This is a genomic window from Pseudomonas sp. Z4-7 (assembly GCF_051131965.1).
Taxonomy (GTDB): Bacteria; Pseudomonadota; Gammaproteobacteria; order Pseudomonadales; family Pseudomonadaceae; genus Aquipseudomonas.
Genome location: NZ_CP071642.1, coordinates 5961378 through 5984404 on the forward strand (window position 1 = coordinate 5961378; position 23027 = coordinate 5984404).

Genomic DNA, 23027 nt, shown 5'->3' on the forward strand with positions numbered 1-23027 from the left:
GCGGACGCTGTGATATCTTAGCCCATCTTTTTTGCAGGCGATTTGCACCCAGGCAGGCTGCTGCCGAGGGTTCGCCCTGCACTGACCATTAAAATCGAAAGGCAGGCCTATGCAGCGGCTGTATCGGAAACGCATCGTTCTGGGCGTCGGCGGCGGCATTGCCGCCTACAAGAGCGCCGAGCTGGTTCGCAGGCTTATCGACCAGGGCGCCGAAGTACGGGTCGTCATGACCCGCGGCGGCAGTGAGTTCATCACCCCGCTGACCATGCAGGCCTTGTCCGGGCACCCGGTCCACCTGGATCTGCTCGACCCGGCGGCAGAGGCCGCCATGGGTCATATCGAGCTGGCCAAATGGGCTGACCTGGTGCTGATTGCCCCGGCCACGGCCGACCTGATCGCCCGCCTGGCCCAGGGCATCGCCAACGACCTGCTGACCACCCTCGTACTCGCTACCGACGCCGTAGTCGCCGTGGCGCCGGCCATGAACCAGGCCATGTGGCGCGACCCCGCCACCCAGGCCAACCTGCAACTGCTCGAAAGCCGCGATCTGAAAGTCTTTGGTCCAGCCTCTGGCAGCCAGGCCTGCGGCGATGTCGGCATGGGCCGCATGCTCGAAGCCAACGACCTGGTTCAGTGCGCCGCCGACTGCTTCCAGCGCCAGGCGCTGACCGGCAAGCATGTGCTGATTACCGCCGGCCCGACCCAGGAAAACATCGACCCGGTGCGTTACATCACCAACCACAGCTCGGGAAAAATGGGCTTCGCCCTGGCCGAAGCCGCCGTCGAAGCGGGCGCGCGGGTGACGCTGATCACCGGGCCGGTGCACCTGCCGACCCCGGATCGAGTGACCCGCATCGACGTCGTCAGCGCCCGGGACATGCTTGCGGCCTGTGAGGCCTCGATCCCGTGCGACCTGTTCATCGCCTCGGCGGCGGTGGCGGACTACCGCCCCGAAGTCGTTGCCCCGCAAAAATTGAAGAAAGACCCTACGAGCGGCGACGGCCTGCTCCTGCAAATGGTACGTAACCCGGACATCCTGGCCACCATCGCCACCCGTCCCGACCGTCCATTCAGCGTCGGTTTTGCCGCCGAAACCGAACACCTCCTCGATTACGCCGCGCGCAAGCTCAAGGACAAGAATCTGGACCTGATCGTCGCCAACGACGTCGCCAACCCGAGCATCGGCTTCAACAGCGAAGAGAACGCCTGCAGCGTGATCGACCGCCAGTTGCACGCCACGCTTTTCGCCCAGACCAGCAAGGGCAAGATTGCCCGCCAACTGATCACTTTCATCGCCGAACGGCTGAACCAGGTTTAATTTCAATGCACGCTCTACAAGCCAAGATCCTCGACCCTCGCATCGGCAGTGAATTCCCGCTGCCGCAGTACGCCACGCCGGGCTCAGCCGGCCTCGATCTGCGGGCGATGCTCAAGCAGGACACGATCCTGGAACCGGGCCAGACCCTGCTGATTCCCACCGGCCTGTCGGTCTACATCGGCGATCCGGGCCTGGCCGCGCTGATTCTGCCACGCTCGGGCCTTGGCCATAAGCACGGCATCGTGCTGGGCAACCTGGTGGGCCTGATCGACTCCGATTACCAGGGCGAACTGATGGTGTCCTGCTGGAATCGCGGCCAGACCGCTTTCAACATCGTCGTGGGCGAACGCATTGCCCAGCTGGTGCTGGTGCCGGTGGTCCAGGCCCATTTCGAATTGGTCGAGGAATTCGACGAGAGCCAGCGCGGCGCCGGCGGTTTCGGTCACTCCGGTAGCCACTGATCCGGCTGCTCGGGCCGGGCAGCAGGCCCGGCCGCTTTATTAAGCTTCTGTTTCAGGACGAAAAATGCGTAACGGCTCGAGGCGACGTTTCCCATCCGGAATCAACGTTTTAGACCGTTCGCGCTGGGGTAACGCTGTCTCATGGCACTTTCCCACCGCGAACTCTCTGTCAAAAACGCCGTCATACCCTTCAGCTTGAGCCTGCCGACGCCCGTCGTCGGCCTGTCCAGTCACTTTCCTGATAGAGCGCCCCGCCCATGAACACCCCAGCCGCAATCGCCCCGATCTTCCCTGACAGCATCTTCCGCGCCTACGACATCCGTGGCGTCGTGCCGGAAACCCTGACGGCTGAAACCGCCTACTGGATCGGCCGCGCCATCGGCTCCCAGAGCCTGGCCCAGGGCGAACCGAACGTGAATGTTGGCCGCGACGGTCGCTTGTCCGGCCCGGAGCTGGTCGAGCAGTTGATCAAAGGCGTTGCCGACAGCGGTTGCCACGTCAGCGACGTCGGCCTGGTGCCGACCCCGGCGCTTTATTACGCCGCCAATGTCCTGGCCGGCAAATCCGGCGTGATGCTCACCGGCAGCCACAACCCGTCGAACTACAACGGCTTCAAGATCGTCATCGCCGGCGACACCCTCGCCAACGAGCAGATCCAGGCCCTGCACACCCGTCTCAAGACCAATGACCTGAGCAGCGGCCAGGGCAGCGTGACCAAGGTCGACATCCTCCCGCGCTACAACGACGAAATCGTCAAGGACGTGAAACTGGCCCGCCGCCTGAAAGTAGTAGTCGATTGCGGCAACGGCGCGGCCGGCGTCATCGCCCCGCAACTGATCGAAGCGCTGAACTGCGAAGTCATCCCGTTGTTCTGCGACGTCGACGGCAATTTCCCAAATCACCACCCGGATCCGGGCAAGCTGGAAAATCTTCAGGACCTGATCGCCAAGGTCAAGGAAACCAACGCCGACCTGGGCCTGGCCTTCGACGGCGACGGTGACCGCGTGGGTGTGGTGACCAATACCGGCAGCGTGGTGTTTCCGGACCGCCTGCTGATGCTGTTCGCCAAGGACGTGGTGGCACGCAACCCCGACGCCGAGATCATCTTCGACGTGAAGTGCACCCGTCGCCTGGTGCCGCTGATCAAGGAATATGGCGGTCGTCCGCTCATGTGGAAAACCGGCCACTCGCTGATCAAGAAAAAAATGAAACAGAGCGGCGCCCTGCTGGCCGGCGAAATGAGCGGCCATATCTTCTTCAAGGAGCGCTGGTTCGGTTTTGATGACGGCATCTACAGCGCGGCACGCCTGCTGGAAATCCTCAGCAAGGAGAAATCCACCGCCGAAGAGCTGTTCGCGACCTTCCCGAACGATATTTCTACGCCGGAAATCAATATCCATGTGACCGAAGAGAGCAAATTCAGCATCATTGATGCACTGCACGACGCCCAGTGGGGCGAAGGCGCCGAACTGACCACCATCGATGGTGTGCGGGTCGACTACCCACAAGGCTGGGGCCTGGTTCGCGCCTCCAACACCACACCGGTGCTGGTGCTGCGTTTCGAGGCCGACAACGAGGCGGAACTGCAACGCATCAAGGATGTGTTCCACGCCCAACTCAAACGTGTTGCACCTGATCTCCAACTACCGTTCTGATTTGAATCACCACCGGAGCCCTGAATGACCCTCGAACGCGAAGCCGCCGCCAACACCGCCAAGGTCCTGTCCGAAGCGTTGCCTTATATCCGACGCTACGTCGGCAAGACCCTGGTGATCAAGTACGGCGGCAACGCAATGGAAAGCGAGGAGCTCAAGACCGGCTTCGCCCGCGACATCGTGCTGATGAAGGCGGTGGGCATCAACCCGGTGGTGGTTCACGGCGGTGGTCCGCAAATCGGCGACCTGCTCAAGCGCCTGTCGATCGAAAGCCACTTCATCGACGGTATGCGCGTGACCGATGCGCAGACCATGGATGTGGTGGAGATGGTCCTCGGCGGCCAGGTGAACAAGGACATCGTCAATCTGATCAACCGCCACGGCGGCAGCGCCATCGGCCTGACCGGCAAGGACGCCGAACTGATCCGGGCGAAGAAACTCACCGTAACCCGCCAGACGCCGGAGATGACTCAGCCGGAAATCATCGACATCGGCCAGGTCGGCGAAGTGGTCGGCATCAACACCGATCTGCTGAACCTGCTGGTCAAGGGCGACTTCATTCCGGTCATCGCGCCGATCGGCGTGGGCGCCAATGGCGAGTCGTACAACATCAACGCCGACCTGGTGGCCGGCAAGGTTGCCGAAGCGCTGAAAGCCGAGAAGTTGATGCTGCTGACCAACATCGCCGGTCTGATGGACAAGACCGGCAAGGTCCTGACCGGGTTGTCGACCCAGCAAGTCGACGATTTGATCGCCGATGGCACCATCTACGGCGGCATGCTGCCGAAGATCCGTTGCGCGCTGGAAGCGGTCCAGGGCGGTGTTGGCAGTTCGCTGATCATCGACGGCCGCGTGCCGAATGCGATCCTCCTGGAGATCTTCACCGATACCGGTGTGGGTACGCTGATCAGCAATCGCAAGCGTCATTAAGCGACACCTGTAAAAAAAGACCCCGCTCAACCTGGTTGAGCGGGGTCTTTTTCATCACTTCTTCAGAAGATGCTTATGTGGCGAGGGAGCTTGCTCCCGCTCGGTTGCGTAGCGACCGTAAAGTATTGGGGCCGCTGCGCAGCCCAGCGGGAGCAAGCTCCCTCGCCACAAGATCAAAACCAGCGGGGCTTTTTAGACGCCGAACTGGGCGCGATAGGCCTCAACCGCCGGCAAATGCTGCTTGAGCTGCGGATCATCGGCCAAAAACTCCAGCACCTGGTTCAGCGACACAATGCTGATCACCGGGATACCGAAGTCGCGCTCCACTTCCTGGATCGCCGACAGCTCACCGTTACCGCGCTCCTGGCGGTTCAGGGCGATCAGCACGCCGGCAGCCTTGGCGCCTTCCTGGGAAGCGATGATCTGCATCACCTCGCGAATGGCGGTACCGGCGGTGATGACGTCATCGATGATCAGCACTTCGCCGGTCAACGGCGCGCCGACCAGGCTTCCGCCTTCACCGTGAGCCTTGGCTTCCTTGCGGTTGAAGCACCAGGGCAGGTCACGGTCATGGTGCTCGGCCAGGGCGACGGCGGTAGTGGCGGCCAATGGGATGCCCTTGTAGGCCGGGCCGAACAGCACGTCGAACGGAATGCCGCTTTCAACGATGGCGGCGGCATAGAACCGGCCCAACTGCGCCAGGGCGGTTCCGCTGTTGAACAGGCCGGCGTTGAAGAAGTACGGGCTGGTGCGCCCGGACTTGAGGGTGAATTCACCGAAGCGCAAAACGCCGCGATCGATGGCAAAGCGAATGAAATCGCGCTGATACGCCTGCATGAAAAAAGCCTCAAATACCGCGGATTTAGCTAAATAGGTAGACGGCGTGTATCATACACGCACGTGATTTTTGGGGCCATTTATGCGGATCATCAGTGTGAACGTCAATGGTATTCAGGCTGCAGTGGAGCGTGGTTTGCTCAGTTGGCTGCAAGCACAGAATGCCGACGTCATCTGCCTGCAGGACACCCGCGCCTCCGCCTTTGAACTGGACGATGCAGCCTTCCAACTGGACGGTTACTTCCTTTACGCCTGCGATGCCGAAGTCCCCGCCCAGGGTGGCGTGGCTTTGTACTCGCGGCTGCAACCGAAGGCTGTCATCAACGGTCTCGGTTTCGAGACGGCGGACCGCTACGGGCGCTACCTGCAAGCCGATTTCGACAAGGTCAGCATCGCGACCTTGCTGCTCCCTTCGGGGCAGAACGGCGATGAAGATTTGAATCAGAAATTCAAGTTGATGGACGACTTCGCCCGTTACCTTGATAAACAGCGGCGCAAACGTCGCGAGTACATTTATTGTGGCTCGCTGTACGTGGCGCAACAGAAGCTGGATATCAAGAACTGGCGCGACAGCCAGCAGTCGCCTGGCTTCCTGGCGCCGGAACGGGCCTGGATGGACGAGATCATCGGCAACATGGGTTATGTCGACGCCCTGCGCGAAGTCAGCCGCGAAGGCGACCAGTACAGCTGGTGGCCGGATAACGAGCAGGCCGAGATGCTCAACCTCGGCTGGCGCTTCGACTACCAGTTGCTGACGCCCGGGCTGCGCCGCTTCGTCCGCAGCGCCCGCCTGCCACGCCAGCCGCGGTTCTCGCAGCACGCGCCGCTGATCGTGGACTACGACTGGACGCTGACCATCTAGGTCCTTTTCGTACCCATAAAAAACCGACAGCAATGTCGGTTTTTTTATGGGTACGAAAACAACTGTGGGAGCGAGCCTGCTCGCGATAGCGGTGGGTCAGCCGACATAAATGCGGACTGATAGATCGCCATCGCGAGCAGGCTCGCTCCCACAGGGGATATATGTGCTGCTCGTTACTTGACCAGCCGCCAGGTAAACGGATACCGATACGGCTGCCCTTCATTGGCCTTCACCCCAGCAATGATGGTCAGCACCAGCGCACCGATCGCCACCAGGCCAAACAGGAAGAAACCAATCACCACGATCATCAGCAGCAAGCTGATCGCCGCGGCGATCGCCACAGTGATCTGGAAGTTCAGCGCTTCCTTGCCCTGGGCATCGATGAACGGGTCGGATTCACGCTTGAGCTGCCAGATGACCAGCGGCCCGATCAGCGAACCGAACGGAATGAAAATGCCCAATAGTGCAGACAGGTGACAAAACATTGCCCACTGCCGCGCTTCTCTGCTCGGCTGGGGCAACAGGACTTGCTCATCACTCATGACACTCTCCTTGTCTGAAGCGCAAAAAAATCAGTCGGCCAACGCGGCCTTTTGCAATTCGAAGATTTCGCCCATGCCTTTCTTCGCCAGCTCCAGCATAGCGGTCAATTCTTCCGGCTGGAACGGCGCGCCCTCGGCGGTGCCCTGGACTTCGATGAAGCCGCCGGCACTGGTCATGACCACGTTCAGGTCGGTCTCGGCAGCGGAGTCTTCCAGGTAATCCAGGTCCAGCACCGGCTCGCCCTGGTACATGCCCACCGACACCGCGGCGATCATTTGCTTGAGCGGATCGCCGCCCTTGAGGCCGCCACGCTTCTTGATCACTTTCAAGGCATCGGCCAGCGCAACCATGGCACCGGTGATGGAGGCGGTGCGGGTGCCGCCATCAGCCTGGATCACGTCGCAATCGACATACAGCGTCACATCGCCGAGCTTGGACATGTCCAGCGCGGCGCGCAGCGAGCGACCGATCAGACGCTGGATTTCCAGGGTCCGTCCGCCCTGCTTGCCACGACTGGCCTCGCGCTGGTTCCGCTCGCCGGTAGCCCGCGGCAGCATGCCGTATTCGGCAGTCAACCAACCCTGGCCCTGGCCCTTGAGGAAACGAGGCACGCCGTTTTCGACGCTGACGGTGCAGATGACCTTGGTATCACCGAACTCCACCAGTACAGATCCCTCGGCGTGTTTGGTGTAGTTGCGGGTAATGCGGATCGAGCGAAGCTGATCGGCAGCGCGACCACTTGGACGTTTCATAGGGAACACCTGTACAGAGGACGGAAAACTGCCGGCATTATAGAGCCGCAGACCGCGAGAGGGCAGTTTAAAAAAGCCGACGCGACCGGCGAGCGCGCCGAAAGCCCCGCCCGACGGGCTGCAGCGCTTTGTAACCGGAGCTGTTTGGGCGCTTGCGTCCCACTGCGCTACAATCCTGCGCCTTTGCTGCCCTTCGGCATCCACCCACAGATCCCAGGCCCCACAATGAACGGTTGTGGCCAGCCTGCATTGCGAGGAACCCCCATGGTGCACAGCATGACCGCCTTCGCCCGCGTCGAAAAGGCCGGCGCCCAAGGCACGCTGAGCTGGGAGCTGCGCTCGGTCAACAGCCGTTACCTGGAGCCGCACCTGCGCTTGCCCGAGTCCTTCCGCGACCTAGAAGGCGGCGTGCGTGAAGCGCTGCGCCAGGGCCTGTCCCGGGGCAAACTGGAATGCACCCTGCGGTTTACCGAAGAGAGCAGCGGCAAAACCTTGCAAGTGGACCGCGAGCGCGCCGCGCAATTGGTCGCCGCCGCCGAAACCGTCGCCAGCCTGATCAACAATCCCGCCGCCCTGAACCCACTGGAAGTCCTGGCCTGGCCGGGCGTGTTGGTGGGTGACGCGAGCGACCCGCAGGCGCTGAACGCCGAGGCCCTGGCGTTGTTCAATCAAGGGCTGAACGAGCTCAAGGCCGGCCGCGAGCGCGAAGGCGCGGAACTGGCCCGACTGATCAACGAGCGCCTGACCTCCATTGAAGAGGACGTCGCCACCCTGCGCGAACTCGTTCCGCAGATGCTCGCCACCCAGCGCCAGAAAGTCCTCGACCGCTTCGCCGACATGAAGGCGGAGCTGGACCCGCAGCGCCTGGAACAGGAAATGGTCATGCTCGCCCAGAAGAGCGACGTGGCCGAAGAACTGGATCGCCTGAGCACCCACATCATTGAAGTCCGCCGGGTGCTCAAGTCCGGTGGCGCGGCCGGCCGCCGCCTCGACTTCCTGATGCAGGAGCTCAACCGCGAAGCCAATACACTGGGCTCCAAAGCCTTCGACCCGCGCAGCACCCAGGCGGCGGTCAACCTCAAGGTGTTGATCGAACAAATGCGCGAACAAGTGCAGAACATTGAGTAAGGCTAACCCGACATGACCCACAGCACTGGCACCCTCTACATCATTTCCGCGCCCTCCGGCGCCGGCAAGACCAGCCTGGTCAAGGCGTTGATCGACGCCGAGCCGCAAATTCGCGTCTCGGTCTCCCACACCACCCGCGCCATGCGTCCTGGTGAAGTGAACGGCGTGAATTATCACTTCGTCGACCGCGAAGAGTTCGTGCGGATGGCCGAACACGGGGACTTCCTGGAGCGCGCCGAAGTCTTTGGCAATCTCTACGGCACCTCGCAAAGCGTCCTCCAGCAGACCCTGGACGAAGGCCATGACCTGATCCTGGAAATCGACTGGCAAGGCGCCGAGCAGGTGCGCAAGTTGATGCCCCAGGCCCGCTCGATCTTCATCCTGCCGCCGAGCCAGCAGGCCTTGCGCCAGCGCCTGACCAACCGTGGCCAGGACAGCGACGAGATCATCGAAGGGCGGATGCGGGAAGCGGTCAGCGAAATGAGTCACTACGTTGACTACGATTACCTGATCATCAACGACGATTTCTCCCACGCGCTGGACGACCTGAAGGCAATTTTCCGCGCCAGCCAGCTCCAGCAGAAACGCCAGCAGCAACGTTTCGGTAAATTACTGGCCGAACTGCTGGGCTGAACAGCCCTTCCCAAAACCGCTGCGACGGCTTTACATTGGTAGTCGCAGCGCGCCGAGGGGTTTGCTCAAAAAATCAGCGCTTCCCTAAACGCTGGTGTTTTTTTAAACTGTCGAGTCCGCTCGCCCAACCGGGCAGCGCGCATATTGCATTCGCTCCGAGGAATACCATGGCCCGCGTAACCGTTGAAGACTGCCTAGAACACGTGGAAAACCGCTTTGAGCTGGTCATGCTCTCTACCAAGCGTGCCCGTCAACTGGCCACCGGTGGCAAAGAGCCGTTGGTCCAGTGGGAAAACGACAAGCCTACCGTGGTAGCGCTGCGTGAAATCGCCGAAGGCCTGATGAGCTACGAGTTCATCGCCAACGCTGAAATCGTTGAAGACGAACCGCTGTTCGCAGCGTTCGAGGACGAGTCCAACGAGGCGGTCTAAGCCTATGCCTGGTCGACGTAGCAAGGCGCGGGGTCACAGCAGACGGCAGGAGTCATCATCATGCCGAGCATAGACGCCCTCGCCGATCGCTTATCGGCCTACCTCGGCACGGACCAGGTCAACCTGGTCCGCCGAGCCTATTTCTACGCCGAACAAGCCCACGACGGCCAGCGCCGCCGCAGCGGCGAGGCGTACGTCACGCACCCGCTTGCGGTGGCGAATATTCTTGCCGACATGCACATGGACCATCAGAGCCTGATGGCGGCGATGCTGCATGACGTGATCGAAGACACCGGCATTGCCAAGGAAGCGCTGCAAGCGCAGTTCGGCGAAACCGTGGCCGAGCTGGTCGACGGGGTCAGCAAGCTGACCCAAATGAACTTCGAGACCAAGGCCGAGGCCCAGGCCGAGAACTTCCAGAAAATGGCCATGGCCATGGCGCGCGACATCCGGGTGATCCTCGTCAAGCTCGCCGACCGCTTGCACAATATGCGCACCCTGGAAGTGCTGTCCGGCGAAAAACGCCGGCGCATCGCCAAGGAAACCCTGGAAATCTATGCACCCATCGCCAACCGGCTGGGTATGCACGCGATCCGCATCGAGTTCGAGGACCTGGGCTTCAAGGCCATGCACCCGATGCGTTCGGCGCGGATCAACCAGGCCGTCAAGCGCGCCCGGGGCAATCGCAAGGAAATCGTCAACAAGATCGAAGAGTCGCTGAGCCACTGCCTCGCAATCGACGGCATCGAAGGCGAAGTCAGCGGGCGGCAGAAACACCTCTACGGCATCTACAAGAAAATGCGCGGCAAGCGCCGAGCCTTCAACGAGATCATGGACGTCTACGCGTTCCGGATCATCGTCGACAAGGTCGATACCTGCTACCGCGTGCTCGGTGCTGTGCATAATCTGTACAAACCATTGCCGGGGCGCTTCAAGGACTACATCGCGATCCCCAAGGCCAACGGCTACCAGTCGCTGCATACCACGCTGTTCGGCATGCATGGCGTACCGATCGAAATCCAGATCCGCACCCGTGAAATGGAAGAGATGGCCAACAACGGCATCGCCGCCCACTGGCTGTACAAATCCAGCGGCGATGAACAGCCCAAGAGCACTCACGCCCGCGCCCGCCAATGGGTCAAGGGTGTGCTGGAAATGCAGCAGCGCGCCGGCAACTCCCTGGAATTCATCGAGAGCGTCAAGATCGACCTGTTCCCGGACGAGGTCTACGTCTTCACGCCCAAGGGCCGGATCATGGAGCTGCCCAAAGGCTCCACCGCGGTGGATTTCGCCTACGCCGTGCACACCGACGTCGGCAACAGCTGCATCGCCTGTCGCATCAATCGCCGCCTGGCCCCGTTGTCCGAACCGCTGCAAAGCGGCTCCACCGTGGAGATCGTCAGCGCCCCCGGTGCGCGGCCGAACCCGGCGTGGCTCAATTTCGTGGTCACCGGCAAGGCCCGCACGCACATCCGTCACGCGCTCAAGCTGCAACGTCGCTCCGAATCCATCAGCCTTGGCGAACGCCTGCTGAACAAAGTGCTGAACGGTTTCGACAGCTCGCTGGACAAGATCCCGGCCGAGCGTGTGCAGGTCATGCTCAACGAGTACCGCCTCGAATTGATCGAAGACCTGCTCGAAGACATCGGCCTGGGCAACCGCATGGCCTATGTCGTCGCCCGCCGCCTGCTCGGCGAAGGCGAACAGCTGCCAAGCCCCGAAGGTCCGCTGGCGATTCGCGGTACCGAGGGCCTGGTGCTCAGCTACGCCAAGTGCTGCACGCCGATACCGGGCGACCCGATTGTCGGCCACCTGTCGGCCGGCAAGGGGATGGTGGTGCACCTGGACAACTGCCGCAACATCAGCGAAATCCGCCACAACCCGGAAAAATGCATCCAACTTTCGTGGGCCAAGGATGTCACCGGCGAATTCAACGTCGAGCTGCGTGTCGAACTCGAACACCAGCGCGGCCTGATCGCCTTGCTGGCGAGCAGCGTCAACGCCGCCGACGGCAACATCGAGAAAATCAGCATGGACGAACGCGACGGCCGCATCAGCGTCGTCCAACTGGTGGTCAGCGTGCACGACCGTGTGCACCTGGCCCGCGTGATCAAGAAACTGCGCGCCCTGACCGGGGTCATTCGCATCACCCGCATGCGCGCATAGCGCTTTATAGCCGCCCTCATTACAAGGAGTCATGAATGACCAAGACCGTTATTTCCAGCGACAAGGCCCCGGCCGCCATCGGTACTTATTCCCAGGCGATCAAGGCGGGCAACACGGTGTACATGTCGGGCCAGATCCCGCTGGACCCGAAAACCATGGAGCTGGTCGAGGGCTTCGAAGCCCAGACCGTGCAGGTCTTCGAGAACCTGAAGGCCGTGGCCGAAGCTGCCGGCGGTTCGTTCAAGGACATCGTCAAGCTCAACATCTTCCTCACCGACCTGAGCCACTTCGCCAAGGTCAACGAGATCATGGGCAAGTATTTCGACCAGCCTTACCCTGCCCGCGCCGCCATTGGCGTGGCCGCCCTGCCGAAGGGTGCCCAGGTCGAGATGGACGCCATCCTGGTCATCGAGTAATAAACCCGGCGCAGCTTCCTCCGCTGCGCCGTTTTCGTTCTGAAAGGATTCCTCCATGCGCAACGCGCTTGCTTTCTCGCTGCTCGCCCTGATTCTCGGCGGTTGCGCCAGCGACCCTGCCGACCGTGACATCAGCGGCACCTGGATCAACCAGGCCGCCATTGACGCTGCCGCCAAGGGCGGCCCTTTGCGCGAAGCGCTGCAAGGCTACGGCCCGAACCTGGAATGGGACGTCAACACCCGGGCCGGTCAGGCGCGCTACACCAACGGTTTTGAAAACGTCGAAGGCAAGCTGCTCGGCGAAGAAGACGGTGCCTGGAAAGTCGATTTTTATGGCAGCTCGGCCAGCGAACTGAAGCGCGACGGCGACCAACTGAGCCAGGCTGCCACCGAAAACGAACCGCAGCAGGTATTCGAGCGCGCCAAGGTGCAGGTCCCGGACGGCGCGCCCATCGGCGCCAGCTTCGAGCGGGCACTGTATGGCGCCTACCTGGGCGGCACCTGGAACATCGCCGAAGGCCCCGGCCAAGGCGCCACGGTGCAATTCCAGCCCGACGGCCAGGTCAGCGGCCTGCCGGGCGCTGATCGCTACGCCTTGTGCCTGGCCGGCGACTGCGCCTCGATGAGCGGCGGCAACGACAACATCTGGCTGCAGCAGAACGGCCAGGGCAACACCTGGATCTTCGCGCGTAATGGCAAGAAGCTGGAAATCTTCCAGACCGTGAATGCGGCGCTGGCCGATGAAATGCCTTCGTTCACGCCGGGTGACCGGCGCTGGGTACTGGAGAAACAGTAACTCAGTGTGCCATCCCTGTGGGAGCGAGCTTGCTCGCGATGAGGCCATAACGCTCGACATCGAGTTGACTGTTACGCCGCTATCGCGAGCAAGCTCGCTCCCACAGTTGCTTTTGCGGCGACAGGAAAGTCAGCAGCGCCGTTCCAGAATCGCCGCATACCCCTCGCGATAACTCGGATAACGGGGCACCCAGCCCAACGCCTTCGCCCGGGCATTGCTGCAACGCTTGCTACCCGTGCGACGCACGCTGGCGTCATCGGCCCACTCGGTCACGCCCAGATATTCGCGTAGCCAACCCACCACTTCGGCCAACGGCGCAGGTGCATCGTCGACACCGATGTAGAAATCCTCCAGCTGTCCGCCCTGCCGATCCTTTTCCAACAGAAACGCCAGCAATCCAGCAGCATCGTCCGCATGAATCCGGTTGCCATAGAGCGGCGGCTCCGTCGCCACGCGATAACCCCGACGCACTTGCGTGAGCAGCCATTCGCGGCCCGGGCCATAAATGCCCGTCAGGCGAAGGACACTTGCGCGAATACCGCTCTTTAGTGCTACCTGCTCGGCCTCAAGCATCAGGCGTCCGGAATAGCCGGTAGCGACAGTCTCGGAGGTCTCATCGATCCATGCACCGTCCTGCTGGCCATACACGCTGCTGCTGGATACAAAAATCAGTCGATCGGGCACCTGTCCATAGTCACCCAACCAACTCAGCACGTTCTGCAGCCCCTGGACGTAAGCCTTCCGATAGCCATCCTCATCGTGGTCGGTGGCGGCGGCGCAATAAACCACATAATCGATAGCGCCCACCGGCCAAGTCATTGGGCAGTCTTCGTTGAACAGGTCGCCGGCAACGCCAGTCACACCCTCCGGCAACCGCGAGACATCACGGCGCAGCCCGTAAACATGCCAGCCAGCCGCCAGCAATTTCGTGGCCAGGCGACCGCCGACATCACCACAACCGGCAATCAAAACAGAAGGCGCGGGCATCAGGATCTCCTTTTGGAAAAGCCGCAGCCTAGCTGCCAGAGGGACCAGCGGCTAGCCATGCGACAAAAAAAGTAACTGTATTACTTTTGTTAACAAGAATTACTTGCAATAATGCTCGCCACTTTTGTTCTCGGCCTCACGAGGCCTGGAAGAACATCAACCTTCTTTTCCTCTCAGGTCCGGCCAGCATGACACGCTCTCTTTCTTCCGCTTCGCCAACCAACCAACCTCGCGCCTGGGGCGCCGTGGCAGCCTTGCTGCTCAGCCTGGTGCTGGCGCCGAGCGCCGCCTTCGCTGATGCACAGACGCCCGCCACGACACCGGCCACCGCGCCTGCTGCCGCACAGGCACCTGCCGACCCGGCCGCCCCTGTTGCGACGCCAGTGGCCACGGATCCGGCCCAGGCCGTCGAAGCCAGCGCAGCCGACGCGCCTCAAGTGCTTGAAGCCGACAACACCCTGGGCATGGCCCACGACCTGTCGCCCTGGGGCATGTACAAGAACGCCGACGTGGTCGTCAAAGCCGTGATGATCGGCCTGGCCATCGCCTCGATCATCACCTGGACCATCTGGATCGCCAAAGGCTTCGAGCTGCTGGGTGCCAAGCGCCGCTTGCGTGGCGAGATCGCCGCCCTGAAAAAAGCCGCCACCCTCAAGGAAGCCAGCACCACCGCCGGCAAGGAAGGCACCCTCGCCAACCTGCTGGTGCACGATGCGCTCGAAGAGATGCGCCTGTCGGCCAACAGCCGCGAGAAGGAAGGCATCAAGGAACGCGTGAGCTTCCGTCTCGAGCGCCTGGTCGCGGCCTGCGGTCGCAACATGAGTAGCGGCACCGGCGTACTCGCCACCATCGGTTCCACCGCGCCCTTCGTCGGCCTGTTCGGCACCGTGTGGGGGATCATGAACAGCTTCATCGGCATCGCCAAGACCCAGACCACCAACCTCGCCGTCGTTGCTCCCGGCATCGCCGAAGCTCTGCTGGCGACGGCTTTGGGCCTGGTCGCAGCGATCCCGGCCGTGGTCATCTATAACGTCTTCGCCCGCTCCATCGCCGGCTACAAGGCCCAGGTCTCCGACGCTTCGGCCGAAGTCCTGCTGCTGGTCAGTCGCGACCTCGACCACCTGCCGCCCGAGCGCAGCTCGCAACCGCACATGGTGAAAGTGGGGTAATCGGCCATGGGCCTGCATTTGAAAGAAGGCGCAGACGACGATCTGGCCGAGAACCACGAAATCAACGTCACGCCATTCATTGACGTGATGCTAGTGCTGTTGATCATCTTCATGGTGGCCGCCCCGCTCGCCACCGTGGACATCAAGGTAGACCTCCCCGCGTCGACGGCCAAGCCTTCGCCACGCCCGGAGAAACCGGTGTTCCTGAGCGTCAAGGCCGACCAGCGCCTGTTCCTCGGTGAAGAGGAAATCAAGGTCGACAGCCTCGGCGCGACCCTGGACGCCAGGACCCAGGGCAAGAAAGACACGACGATCTTCTTCCAGGCCGACAAAGGCGTGGACTACGGCGACCTGATGAGCGTGATGGACGCACTTCGTGGCGCCGGCTACCTGAAGGTCGGTCTGGTCGGACTCGAGACGGCGCCGAAGAAATGATCACGACGCGCCAAAAGCTGACGCGTTACAGCGGTAGCCTGGCCGTGGTGCTGGGCGTGCATGCGCTTGCCATCGCACTGGCGCTGAACTGGACGACGCGTGCGCCCATCGAATTGCCTCCCCAGGCGATGATGGTCGAACTGGCGCCGGTTCCAGCACCGCCACCGCCTGCGCCGCCAAAAGTCGTCACGCCGCCGCAACCGCCCGAGCCGGTCGAAGAGCTGCCGCTGCCTAAACTGGCCGAGGCGCCGAAGGCGGAAATCGCCGTGCCCAAACCGGTCAAGCCAAAGCCAAAACCACAGCCGCCCAAGCCAAAGCCGGTGGAGAAAAAGCCGGAGCCGCCGAAGGAAACGCCGTCGGAGCAAAAGCCCGCCGACACTCAGCCGACCCAGGCACCGACGGAGAAGTCCGCGCAACCGGCCCCTGGCCCATCGCCCGCGCAGATGGCCGCCAAGGCCAGTTGGCAAGGTACGTTGCTGGCGCACCTGGGCAAGTACAAGAAGTACCCGGCCAGCGCCCAGGCACGTGGCAAGGAAGGCATGAACCGCTTGCGGTTCGTGGTGGATGCCGAAGGCAACGTGGTGTCGTTCGAATTGGTGGGCAAGTCAGGCAACGCCGATCTGGACCGGGCCACCCTGGAAATGATCCGCCGCGCCCAACCGCTGCCCAAGCCACCGGCCGACCTGCTGAGCAACGGCACGGTCGAACTGACGGCACCGTTCCTGTACTCCATCGACAAGCGCCGGCGCTGACCCAAATACCCAATGGCAGGGTGAATCTTGTGGCGAGGGAGCTTGCTCCCGCTGGGCCGCGCAGCGGCCCCAAACCGGTGAATGCAATGCATCAGACTGATCACCTCCACCGAACCGGGGCCTGCTGCGCAGGCCAGCGGGAGCAAGCTCCCTCGCCACGATGAAACCAAGGCATCGAAAGATGCCTTTTTCATATCCGGCAACGACCACACAGGCATTCGCCAGTGTCGCACCGCGCCTCCAGTCTGATAACGTGCGTCTATCGATTGCAGCCGGTATGCTTGGCTTGCAACTTCACGGACGCTCGCCATGACCCTCACAGAATTACGCTACATCGTGACCCTCGCCCAAGAGCAGCACTTCGGCCATGCGGCCGAGCGTTGCCATGTCAGCCAACCGACGCTGTCGGTGGGCGTGAAAAAGCTTGAAGACGAACTCGGTGTGCTTATTTTCGAGCGCAGCAAAAGCGCGGTGCGCCTGACGCCGGTCGGTGAAGGCATCGTCGCCCAGGCGCAAAAAGTCCTGGAACAGGCCCAGGGCATTCGCGAACTGGCCCAGGCCGGCAAGAACCAGCTGACTGCCCCGCTGAAAGTCGGCGCGATCTACACCGTCGGCCCGTACCTGTTCCCGCACCTGATCCCGCAACTGCACCGGGTCGCCCCGCAGATGCCGTTGTACATCGAAGAAAACTTCACCCATGTGCTGCGCGACAAGCTGCGCAACGGTGAGCTGGACGCGATCATCATCGCCCTGCCGTTCAACGAAGCCGATGTCCTGACCCTGCCGCTCTACGACGAGCCGTTCTACGTCCTGATGCCGGCCCAACACCCGTGGACCCAGAAAAAAACCATCGACGCCGCCCTGCTCAATGACAAGAGCCTGCTGTTGCTTGGCGAAGGCCACTGCTTCCGCGACCAGGTGCTCGAAGCCTGCCCGACCCTGACCAAGGGCAGCGAAGGCGCCAAGCACACCACGGTGGAATCCAGCTCCCTGGAAACCATTCGCCACATGGTCGCCTCCGGCCTGGGCATTTCGATCCTGCCGCTGTCGGCGGTGGACAGCCATCATTACTCACCCGGCGTGATCGAAGTCCGTCCATTGACCGCGCCGGTGCCGTTCCGCACCGTTGCCATCGCCTGGCGCGCCAGCTTCCCGCGACCCAAGGCCATCGAGATCCTCGCCGATTCGATCCGCCTGTGTTCCGTGGCCAAGCCGCCCGCCGCCAAGTAAGCCGCTGCCATGACTGAGCTGTCGAAAGTGCCGGTCACGGCACTCAAGGGTGTCGGTGAAGCCATGGCCGAGAAACTCGCCAAGGTCGGCCTGGAAACCCTCCAGGACGTGCTATTCCACCTGCCGCTGCGTTACCAGGATCGCACCCGCGTGGTGCCCATCGGCCATTTGCGACCCGGGCAGGATGCGGTGGTGGAAGGCACGGTCAGCGGCGCCGACGTGGTCATGGGCCGGCGGCGCAGCCTGGTGGTGCGCCTGCAGGACGGCACGGGTGGGCTCAGCCTGCGCTTCTACCATTTCAGCAACGCGCAGAAGGAAGGCCTCAAGCGGGGCACCCGCGTGCGCTGCTACGGCGAGGCGCGGCCCGGCGCGTCCGGGCTGGAAATCTACCACCCGGAATACCGCGCGATTACCGGCGATGAACCGCCGCCAGTGGCTGAAACCCTGACGCCGGTCTATCCGCTCACCGAAGGCCTGACCCAGCAGCGCTTGCGCCAGCTCTGCCAGCAGACCCTGACGATGCTCGGCCCCACCAGCCTGCCGGACTGGCTGCCCAAGGAACTGGCGCGGGACTATCAATTGGCGCCGTTGGCCGACGCGATTCGTTATCTGCACCACCCGCCCGCCGATGCCGACGTCGAAGAACTCGCCCTTGGACATCACTGGGCCCAGCATCGCCTGGCGTTCGAAGAGCTACTGACCCATCAACTGTCCCAGCAACGCCTGCGCGAAAGCCTGCGCTCGCTGCGCGCCCCGGCCATGCCCAAGGCGACAAAACTGCCGGCCCGCTACCTGGCCAATCTCGGTTTCACCCCCACCGGGGCCCAGCAACGGGTCGGCAATGAAATTGCCTACGACCTGAGCCAGCCCGAGCCGATGCTGCGGTTGATCCAGGGCGACGTGGGTGCCGGCAAGACCGTGGTCGCCGCTCTTGCCGCGCTGCAAGCGCTGGAGGCGGGTTATCAGGTGGCGTTGATGGCGCCAACCGAAATTCTCGCCGAACAGCACTTCATCACGTTCCAGCGCTGGCTCGAACCACTGGGCATCGAAGTCGCCTGGCTGGCCGGCAAGCTCAAGGGCAAGAACCGCGTCGCCGCCCTGGCGCAGATCGCCGAGGGCGCGCCGATGGTGGTCGGCACCCACGCCCTGTTCCAGAACGAAGTGCAATTCAAGAACCTGGCCTTGGTAATTATCGACGAACAACACCGCTTCGGCGTCCAGCAGCGCCTGGCCCTGCGCCAGAAAGGCGTGGGCGGACGAATGTGCCCGCACCAGTTGATCATGACCGCCACACCGATTCCGCGGACCCTGGCGATGAGCGCCTACGCCGACCTCGACACCTCGATCCTCGACGAACTGCCCCCGGGCCGCACGCCGGTCAACACCGTGCTGGTCACCGACACCCGGCGGGTCGAAGTGATTGAGCGCGTGCGCAGCGCCTGCGCCGAAGGCCGGCAAGCCTATTGGGTGTGCACCTTGATCGAGGAATCGGAAGAGCTGACCTGCCAGGCGGCTGAAACCACCTTCGAGGACCTCACCGCCGCCCTTGGCGAACTGAAGGTCGGGCTGATCCACGGTCGCATGAAGCCTGCCGAGAAAGCCGCGGTCATGGCCGAATTCAAGGCCGGCGCCTTGCAATTGCTGGTTGCGACCACGGTGATCGAGGTCGGCGTCGACGTACCCAACGCCAGCCTGATGATCATCGAGAACCCCGAGCGCCTGGGCCTGGCGCAGTTGCACCAGTTGCGTGGCCGGGTCGGCCGGGGCAGCGCGGCCAGCCATTGCGTGTTGCTGTACCACCCGCCGCTGTCACAGATCGGCCGCCAGCGGCTGGGCATCATGCGTGAAACCAACGACGGTTTCGTCATCGCCGAAAAAGACCTCGAACTGCGCGGCCCGGGTGAAATGCTCGGCACGCGCCAGACCGGTCTGCTTCAATTCAAGGTAGCCGACCTGATGCGCGACGCCGACCTGCTCCCTGCGGTCCGCGACGCCGCCCAGGCGTTGCTGGAGCGCTGGCCGGACCACGTCAGCCCGCTGTTGGATCGCTGGCTGCGCCACGGGCAGCAATACGGCCAAGTGTGAGCACGCGCTCAGTTTTCTGGACGCGCCTGCCCGACAAGCTGGTTATACTGACCAACTTGTAGGAAAACGGATACAGACCATGACCGAAGCTGCCCTCGTCCCCGAAACCCCGCACGCTCCGTCTGTTATTCGGCAGTTGCTCGAGAAATTGGGCATCGCCTTTGACGAAGTCATCGAGCGACCGGGCTTGAACCCCGCTCGTAAAGTGCAGGCCGTGCTGCTGCACGACGCTGTCGGCGCGCTCATGGTCCTGTTTCCGCAAAATCAGTTGCTGGACCTTAACCGGCTGGCCGAGCTCACTGGTCGTAAGCTCACGGCAGTGCAGACCGAGCGCCTGGAACGCATGCTCGGCAAGCACAACCTGAGCCTGCTGCCCGGCCTGCCAGCGCTCACCAGCTCGCCGTGCCTGTATGAAGAAGGCCTGCTGCGCGAGCCGAAACTGCTGATCAACTCCGGCGAGCCAGGGCTGCTCCTGGAAGTCACCAGCGAAGCCTTCAAGACCATGCTCACCAAGGCCAGCGCCGCGACGTTCGGCGAGCCTTTGAGCAATATCACGCCAAACCTGGACCGCCCGGACGACGACCGCAAGGAAATCACCATGGCCGTGCAGGCCTTCACCGCGCGGCGTATCCAGCAACGCCTGGAAGAAACCATCGAGATTCCGCCGCTGGCCGAAACCGCGCAGAAGATCATCAAGTTGCGGGTCGATCCCGATGCGACCATCGATGACATCACCGGCGTGGTGGAAACCGACCCGGCCCTGGCCGCGCAAGTGGTGAGCTGGGCCGCGTCGCCGTACTACGCCTCGCCAGGCAAGATTCGCTCGGTGGAAGACGCCATTGTCCGGGTGCTGGGCTTCGACCTGGTGATCAACCTGGCATTGGGCCTGGCCCTGGGCAAGACCCTGAGCCTGCCCAAGGACCATCCGCAACACACCACGCCTTACTGGCAACAATCGATCTACACCGCAGCCGTCATCGAAGGCCTGACCCGCGCCATGCCGCGCGCCCAGCGCCCCGAAGGCGGCCTGACCTACCTGTCGGGGCTGCTGCACAACTTCGGCTATCTGTTGCTGGCCCACGTGTTCCCGCCGCATTTCTCACTGATCTGCCGGCACTTGGAGGTCAACCCGCACCTGTGCCACAGCTACGTGGAGCAGCACTTGCTGGGCATCAGTCGCGAGCAGATTGGCGCCTGGCTGATGCGCTACTGGGACATGCCCGACGAACTGGCCACCGCCCTGCGCTTCCAGCACGACCCGCACTACGACGGCGAATACGCCGCCTACCCGAACCTGGTGTGCCTGGCCGTGCGCCTGCTGCGCTCGCGCAGCATCGGCTCGGGCCCGGACGAGGACATCCCGGACTCGCTGCTCGAACGCGTGGGGCTGACCCGGGAAAAGGCCAACGACGTGGTGAGCAAAGTGCTCGAAGCCGAAGTGCTGCTGCGGGAACTGGCTTCGCAGTTCAGCCATTGATCAGCTGCTGGACAAGCTCACTGATGAGCCTCCGTGGCGAGGGAGCTTGCTCCCGCTCGGCTGCGCAAGTCGCGAAACCAGCCGACGCGATCCGCCTGAAGGATCGCGCCAGCCCATCTTGGGGCCGCTGCGCAGCCCAGCGGGAGCAAGCTCCCTCGCCACGGGTGTTAACCATGACCCCGGACCAAACAGGGATCTTGGTTAAACCTTCTTCGGTTTCCTCGGCTTCAAATACTTCATCAACCCCTGAAACCAAATCACCAGCGCCGGGTTGCCTTTGATCTGGATCGATTTGTCCTGGATCCCGGTCATGAATGCCAACTGCTTGTTCTTCGCCTGGAGCGTGGCGAAGCCATAGGCTGCATCCTTGAAGGCGATGGCGAAGGCCGGTGTCGGGTACACACCGGAGTGGCTGGTGATGCGCTGGTTCTTCACGGTGTAATGCCTGGCGACCTTGCCGTCCAGGGTTTGCAGCTGGAACACCAGCTCCCGGTCGGCCAACTGTTGCTGGAACGCCGGATTGTTACGACTGGCCTTGCCCATCAACAACCCGAGCATCCACAGCAGCAAACGAAATTTCATGGGCACAGCCTCGTGAGAAAATGAACGGCCGGCGCAGTTTAGCGATTCCGCACCAGAACGCCATCATCGAATCCGGTTTGCGGAAGATAGACCTGGAATCCTGCATGATGACTGCCAAGTCACGTTTACATTGATGCCGACTGAACGGACGCTTTCGCGAGCGGGCTCGCTCCCACAGGGATTTGGGGTTGATGCGGATCTTTCAGCTACACACAAAACAACTGTGGGAGCGAGCCTGCTCGCGAAAGCGGTGCCTCAGTCGACATCAATGCCAACTGAACGGACGCTATCGCGAGCAAGCGCGCTCCCACAGGTTTTACGCGATGATCACCCCCCTGAGGGAGTGACCAACCGTCATCAATCAATCAGACATTCGGGCAAGGCACCGGTGCCCAATCGCCCAGGTCCGGGTTTTTGCACATGCTGTTGACCTGGGTGGTGCCGGCGCTGGCGACCTGCTTGCCTTCATCCTGCTTGGCCTTGGCGGTCTGCAGGGTCTTCTCGGTGGCGACCGCTTCTTTCGGCACGGTTGGCAGCTCTTTCTTCTTCGCCGGCGTCACTTTCTTTTTATTCTTGGTGCTGGTCTGTGCCGCCACAACTTGCGTGGTATCAGCAGTGGCCACGGTCACCACGTCGGTACGCTGCACACCCACTTGCTGCAGGTCTTTTTCATAGGCCTGGGTGTAGTTGTTCAGGTCTTCGGCGGCTTTGCCGTTCACGGCGACGATCAGGTCGTTGGACTCTTTCAGGCCGGCAACGATTTCCGCCAGGCGCTTGCGGCCTTCGGTGTCGTTGACAGTCTTGGCCTTGCGGTCGGCGACCAGTTTGCTGAACGCGTTCTGGTAGCACTGTTGCGAAGCCTTGGCGTACGCGGTGCTGCGGTCGATGTCCGAAGCGCTTTTGCTGACATCGGCGGCGTAGGAGGCGATGCGCATGTTGTCATCGGCGATCTGCTTCTGGCGCTCGGTGTAGTAACCGGCAGCACCACCGGCCAGGGCGCCGCCCGCGGCACCGATGGCGGCATTGCGGCCACGGTCTTCCTTGTCAGCGGTCAGCGCGCCCAGCAAGGCACCGCCGACGGCGCCGACGGCTGCGCCGGTGACCACCGACTTGGTCATGTTGCCTTCAGTGGAGCGCAGGTGCTGCACCGGCTCGTAGCAGTTCGGGTAGTACTCGACCTTGGTGCTCGAAGCGACCTTGGAGGTCGGCGACGTGGCGCAGCCGGTCAGCACGGTGCTGAAGCCAACAGCGACCATCAGCAAATGACGCTTGGAAACCGAAGCAAAAGGTTTACGGGAGAAAAGCATAGTTGTGTTCTCGTTTAAGTTTTGACCAGCTCAGCACAGCCCTATCGCCGCCTGAGTCCCTTCCAAGCTCGCTGA

General features: G+C 62.4%; 22 protein-coding genes and 1 pseudogene. 17 read left to right on the top strand and 6 right to left on the bottom strand.

All coding sequences use genetic code 11. The annotated features are described in order from the left end of the window. The first annotated feature begins 109 nt into the window (after positions 1-109). The 4 genes and pseudogenes from coaBC to argB all read left to right on the top strand — a co-directional run bounded on the left by coaBC (position 110) and on the right by argB (position 4364). The gene (gene coaBC / locus J3P91_RS26930; protein WP_305497916.1) at positions 110-1318 is read left to right on the top strand and encodes a bifunctional phosphopantothenoylcysteine decarboxylase/phosphopantothenate--cysteine ligase CoaBC; all 1209 of its coding nucleotides are present in this window, start codon (positions 110-112) and stop codon (positions 1316-1318) included. 5 nt (positions 1319-1323) lie between these two features. Continuing rightward, the gene (gene dut / locus J3P91_RS26935; RefSeq protein WP_092476557.1) at positions 1324-1779 is read left to right on the top strand and encodes a dUTP diphosphatase; all 456 of its coding nucleotides are present in this window, start codon (positions 1324-1326) and stop codon (positions 1777-1779) included. 251 nt (positions 1780-2030) lie between these two features. Next, positions 2031-3434: pseudogene (locus J3P91_RS26940) on the top strand (phosphomannomutase/phosphoglucomutase); the annotation flags it as partial. Between the two features lie 24 nt (positions 3435-3458). Beyond that, positions 3459-4364 (top strand): acetylglutamate kinase, encoded by a 906-nt coding sequence (gene argB / locus J3P91_RS26945; RefSeq protein WP_305497915.1) that lies wholly within the window; start codon positions 3459-3461, stop codon positions 4362-4364. A 192-nt stretch (positions 4365-4556) separates the two neighbouring features. On the opposite strand, the gene pyrE is transcribed toward argB, so the two are convergent. After that, a complete protein-coding gene (pyrE, locus tag J3P91_RS26950) occupies positions 4557-5201 on the bottom strand; it encodes an orotate phosphoribosyltransferase (protein WP_186612653.1) in 645 nt (214 codons plus the stop codon). A gap of 82 nt (positions 5202-5283) precedes the next feature. On the opposite strand from pyrE, the gene J3P91_RS26955 reads away from it, so the two are divergent. Beyond that, entirely contained in the window at positions 5284-6063 is a 780-nt protein-coding gene (locus tag J3P91_RS26955; RefSeq protein WP_013694557.1) for an exodeoxyribonuclease III, read from the top strand. A 173-nt stretch (positions 6064-6236) separates the two neighbouring features. Here J3P91_RS26955 and J3P91_RS26960 read toward each other — a convergent pair whose 3' ends face one another. Both J3P91_RS26960 and rph read right to left on the bottom strand, forming a co-directional pair. Then, the gene (locus tag J3P91_RS26960) at positions 6237-6605 is read right to left on the bottom strand and encodes a DUF4870 domain-containing protein (protein WP_434570906.1); all 369 of its coding nucleotides are present in this window, start codon (positions 6603-6605) and stop codon (positions 6237-6239) included. Between the two features lie 30 nt (positions 6606-6635). After that, positions 6636-7358: a ribonuclease PH gene (gene rph, locus J3P91_RS26965; protein ID WP_434570905.1), complete on the bottom strand. Its 723-nt coding sequence runs from the start codon at positions 7356-7358 to the stop codon at positions 6636-6638. Positions 7359-7622: 264 nt separating this feature from the next. On the opposite strand from rph, the gene J3P91_RS26970 reads away from it, so the two are divergent. The 6 genes from J3P91_RS26970 (at position 7623) to J3P91_RS26995 (ending at position 12928) form a co-directional block, all read left to right on the top strand. Next, positions 7623-8486 carry a YicC/YloC family endoribonuclease gene (locus tag J3P91_RS26970; RefSeq protein ID WP_305497911.1) on the top strand — a complete coding sequence of 288 codons (864 nt, stop codon included), beginning with the start codon at positions 7623-7625 and terminating at the stop codon, positions 8484-8486. Between the two features lie 12 nt (positions 8487-8498). Further along, the gene (gene gmk / locus J3P91_RS26975) at positions 8499-9119 is read left to right on the top strand and encodes a guanylate kinase (protein ID WP_305497909.1); all 621 of its coding nucleotides are present in this window, start codon (positions 8499-8501) and stop codon (positions 9117-9119) included. Between the two features lie 167 nt (positions 9120-9286). After that, entirely contained in the window at positions 9287-9550 is a 264-nt protein-coding gene (rpoZ, locus tag J3P91_RS26980) for a DNA-directed RNA polymerase subunit omega (protein WP_003177259.1), read from the top strand. A gap of 60 nt (positions 9551-9610) precedes the next feature. Beyond that, positions 9611-11716, top strand: coding sequence for a bifunctional GTP diphosphokinase/guanosine-3',5'-bis pyrophosphate 3'-pyrophosphohydrolase (spoT, locus tag J3P91_RS26985; RefSeq protein WP_407682909.1), 2106 nt, complete (start codon positions 9611-9613; stop codon positions 11714-11716). 35 nt (positions 11717-11751) lie between these two features. Continuing rightward, positions 11752-12132, top strand: coding sequence for a RidA family protein (locus tag J3P91_RS26990; RefSeq protein WP_030142177.1), 381 nt, complete (start codon positions 11752-11754; stop codon positions 12130-12132). Positions 12133-12187: 55 nt separating this feature from the next. Beyond that, positions 12188-12928: a hypothetical protein gene (locus J3P91_RS26995; protein ID WP_434602252.1), complete on the top strand. Its 741-nt coding sequence runs from the start codon at positions 12188-12190 to the stop codon at positions 12926-12928. Between the two features lie 129 nt (positions 12929-13057). Here J3P91_RS26995 and J3P91_RS27000 read toward each other — a convergent pair whose 3' ends face one another. Then, the gene (locus J3P91_RS27000; RefSeq protein ID WP_434602253.1) at positions 13058-13915 is read right to left on the bottom strand and encodes an SDR family oxidoreductase; all 858 of its coding nucleotides are present in this window, start codon (positions 13913-13915) and stop codon (positions 13058-13060) included. A 188-nt stretch (positions 13916-14103) separates the two neighbouring features. Between J3P91_RS27000 and exbB the strand changes: the two genes are divergently transcribed. The 6 genes from exbB to J3P91_RS27030 all read left to right on the top strand — a co-directional run bounded on the left by exbB (position 14104) and on the right by J3P91_RS27030 (position 21063). Then, on the top strand, positions 14104-15084 hold the full coding sequence (exbB, locus tag J3P91_RS27005) for a tonB-system energizer ExbB (RefSeq protein ID WP_434602254.1): 981 nt from the start codon (positions 14104-14106) through the stop codon (positions 15082-15084). Between the two features lie 6 nt (positions 15085-15090). Beyond that, on the top strand, positions 15091-15519 hold the full coding sequence (exbD, locus tag J3P91_RS27010; RefSeq protein WP_434602255.1) for a TonB system transport protein ExbD: 429 nt from the start codon (positions 15091-15093) through the stop codon (positions 15517-15519). Continuing rightward, complete coding sequence (locus J3P91_RS27015) at positions 15516-16271, top strand: energy transducer TonB family protein (RefSeq protein ID WP_305497900.1); 756 nt, start codon at positions 15516-15518, stop codon at positions 16269-16271. The genes exbD and J3P91_RS27015 overlap by 4 nt, the downstream gene beginning before the upstream one ends. Positions 16272-16580: 309 nt before the next feature. Continuing rightward, positions 16581-17501 (top strand): hydrogen peroxide-inducible genes activator, encoded by a 921-nt coding sequence (locus J3P91_RS27020; RefSeq protein WP_030142183.1) that lies wholly within the window; start codon positions 16581-16583, stop codon positions 17499-17501. A gap of 9 nt (positions 17502-17510) precedes the next feature. Beyond that, the gene (recG, locus tag J3P91_RS27025; protein WP_434602256.1) at positions 17511-19586 is read left to right on the top strand and encodes an ATP-dependent DNA helicase RecG; all 2076 of its coding nucleotides are present in this window, start codon (positions 17511-17513) and stop codon (positions 19584-19586) included. Positions 19587-19665: 79 nt separating this feature from the next. Then, on the top strand, positions 19666-21063 hold the full coding sequence (locus J3P91_RS27030) for an HDOD domain-containing protein (RefSeq protein ID WP_434602257.1): 1398 nt from the start codon (positions 19666-19668) through the stop codon (positions 21061-21063). A gap of 201 nt (positions 21064-21264) precedes the next feature. On the opposite strand, the gene J3P91_RS27035 is transcribed toward J3P91_RS27030, so the two are convergent. Together J3P91_RS27035 and tagQ are read right to left on the bottom strand one after the other, a co-directional pair. Next, positions 21265-21645 (bottom strand): helicase, encoded by a 381-nt coding sequence (locus J3P91_RS27035; RefSeq protein WP_434570887.1) that lies wholly within the window; start codon positions 21643-21645, stop codon positions 21265-21267. Between the two features lie 365 nt (positions 21646-22010). Further along, positions 22011-22952 (bottom strand): type VI secretion system-associated lipoprotein TagQ, encoded by a 942-nt coding sequence (gene tagQ, locus J3P91_RS27040; protein ID WP_305497890.1) that lies wholly within the window; start codon positions 22950-22952, stop codon positions 22011-22013. Positions 22953-23027: the final 75 nt, after the last annotated feature.

What these genes read in the sequence shown, in the direction of transcription:
- J3P91_RS26955 (WP_013694557.1), top strand. Translation starts at nt 5,284, where the DNA reads ATGCGGATCATCAGTGTGAACGTCAATGGTATTCAGGCTGCAGTGGAG.
- tagQ (WP_305497890.1), bottom strand. Translation starts at nt 22,952, where the DNA reads ATGCTTTTCTCCCGTAAACCTTTTGCTTCGGTTTCCAAGCGTCATTTG.
- rph (WP_434570905.1), bottom strand. Translation starts at nt 7,358, where the DNA reads ATGAAACGTCCAAGTGGTCGCGCTGCCGATCAGCTTCGCTCGATCCGC.
- J3P91_RS26960 (WP_434570906.1), bottom strand. Translation starts at nt 6,605, where the DNA reads ATGAGTGATGAGCAAGTCCTGTTGCCCCAGCCGAGCAGAGAAGCGCGG.
- J3P91_RS27030 (WP_434602257.1), top strand. Translation starts at nt 19,666, where the DNA reads ATGACCGAAGCTGCCCTCGTCCCCGAAACCCCGCACGCTCCGTCTGTT.
- J3P91_RS27035 (WP_434570887.1), bottom strand. Translation starts at nt 21,645, where the DNA reads ATGAAATTTCGTTTGCTGCTGTGGATGCTCGGGTTGTTGATGGGCAAG.
- exbD (WP_434602255.1), top strand. Translation starts at nt 15,091, where the DNA reads ATGGGCCTGCATTTGAAAGAAGGCGCAGACGACGATCTGGCCGAGAAC.
- J3P91_RS26995 (WP_434602252.1), top strand. Translation starts at nt 12,188, where the DNA reads ATGCGCAACGCGCTTGCTTTCTCGCTGCTCGCCCTGATTCTCGGCGGT.
- J3P91_RS27020 (WP_030142183.1), top strand. Translation starts at nt 16,581, where the DNA reads ATGACCCTCACAGAATTACGCTACATCGTGACCCTCGCCCAAGAGCAG.
- coaBC (WP_305497916.1), top strand. Translation starts at nt 110, where the DNA reads ATGCAGCGGCTGTATCGGAAACGCATCGTTCTGGGCGTCGGCGGCGGC.
- J3P91_RS27015 (WP_305497900.1), top strand. Translation starts at nt 15,516, where the DNA reads ATGATCACGACGCGCCAAAAGCTGACGCGTTACAGCGGTAGCCTGGCC.
- rpoZ (WP_003177259.1), top strand. Translation starts at nt 9,287, where the DNA reads ATGGCCCGCGTAACCGTTGAAGACTGCCTAGAACACGTGGAAAACCGC.
- J3P91_RS27000 (WP_434602253.1), bottom strand. Translation starts at nt 13,915, where the DNA reads ATGCCCGCGCCTTCTGTTTTGATTGCCGGTTGTGGTGATGTCGGCGGT.
- gmk (WP_305497909.1), top strand. Translation starts at nt 8,499, where the DNA reads ATGACCCACAGCACTGGCACCCTCTACATCATTTCCGCGCCCTCCGGC.
- spoT (WP_407682909.1), top strand. Translation starts at nt 9,611, where the DNA reads ATGCCGAGCATAGACGCCCTCGCCGATCGCTTATCGGCCTACCTCGGC.
- exbB (WP_434602254.1), top strand. Translation starts at nt 14,104, where the DNA reads ATGACACGCTCTCTTTCTTCCGCTTCGCCAACCAACCAACCTCGCGCC.
- recG (WP_434602256.1), top strand. Translation starts at nt 17,511, where the DNA reads ATGACTGAGCTGTCGAAAGTGCCGGTCACGGCACTCAAGGGTGTCGGT.
- dut (WP_092476557.1), top strand. Translation starts at nt 1,324, where the DNA reads ATGCACGCTCTACAAGCCAAGATCCTCGACCCTCGCATCGGCAGTGAA.
- J3P91_RS26970 (WP_305497911.1), top strand. Translation starts at nt 7,623, where the DNA reads ATGGTGCACAGCATGACCGCCTTCGCCCGCGTCGAAAAGGCCGGCGCC.
- argB (WP_305497915.1), top strand. Translation starts at nt 3,459, where the DNA reads ATGACCCTCGAACGCGAAGCCGCCGCCAACACCGCCAAGGTCCTGTCC.
- pyrE (WP_186612653.1), bottom strand. Translation starts at nt 5,201, where the DNA reads ATGCAGGCGTATCAGCGCGATTTCATTCGCTTTGCCATCGATCGCGGC.
- J3P91_RS26990 (WP_030142177.1), top strand. Translation starts at nt 11,752, where the DNA reads ATGACCAAGACCGTTATTTCCAGCGACAAGGCCCCGGCCGCCATCGGT.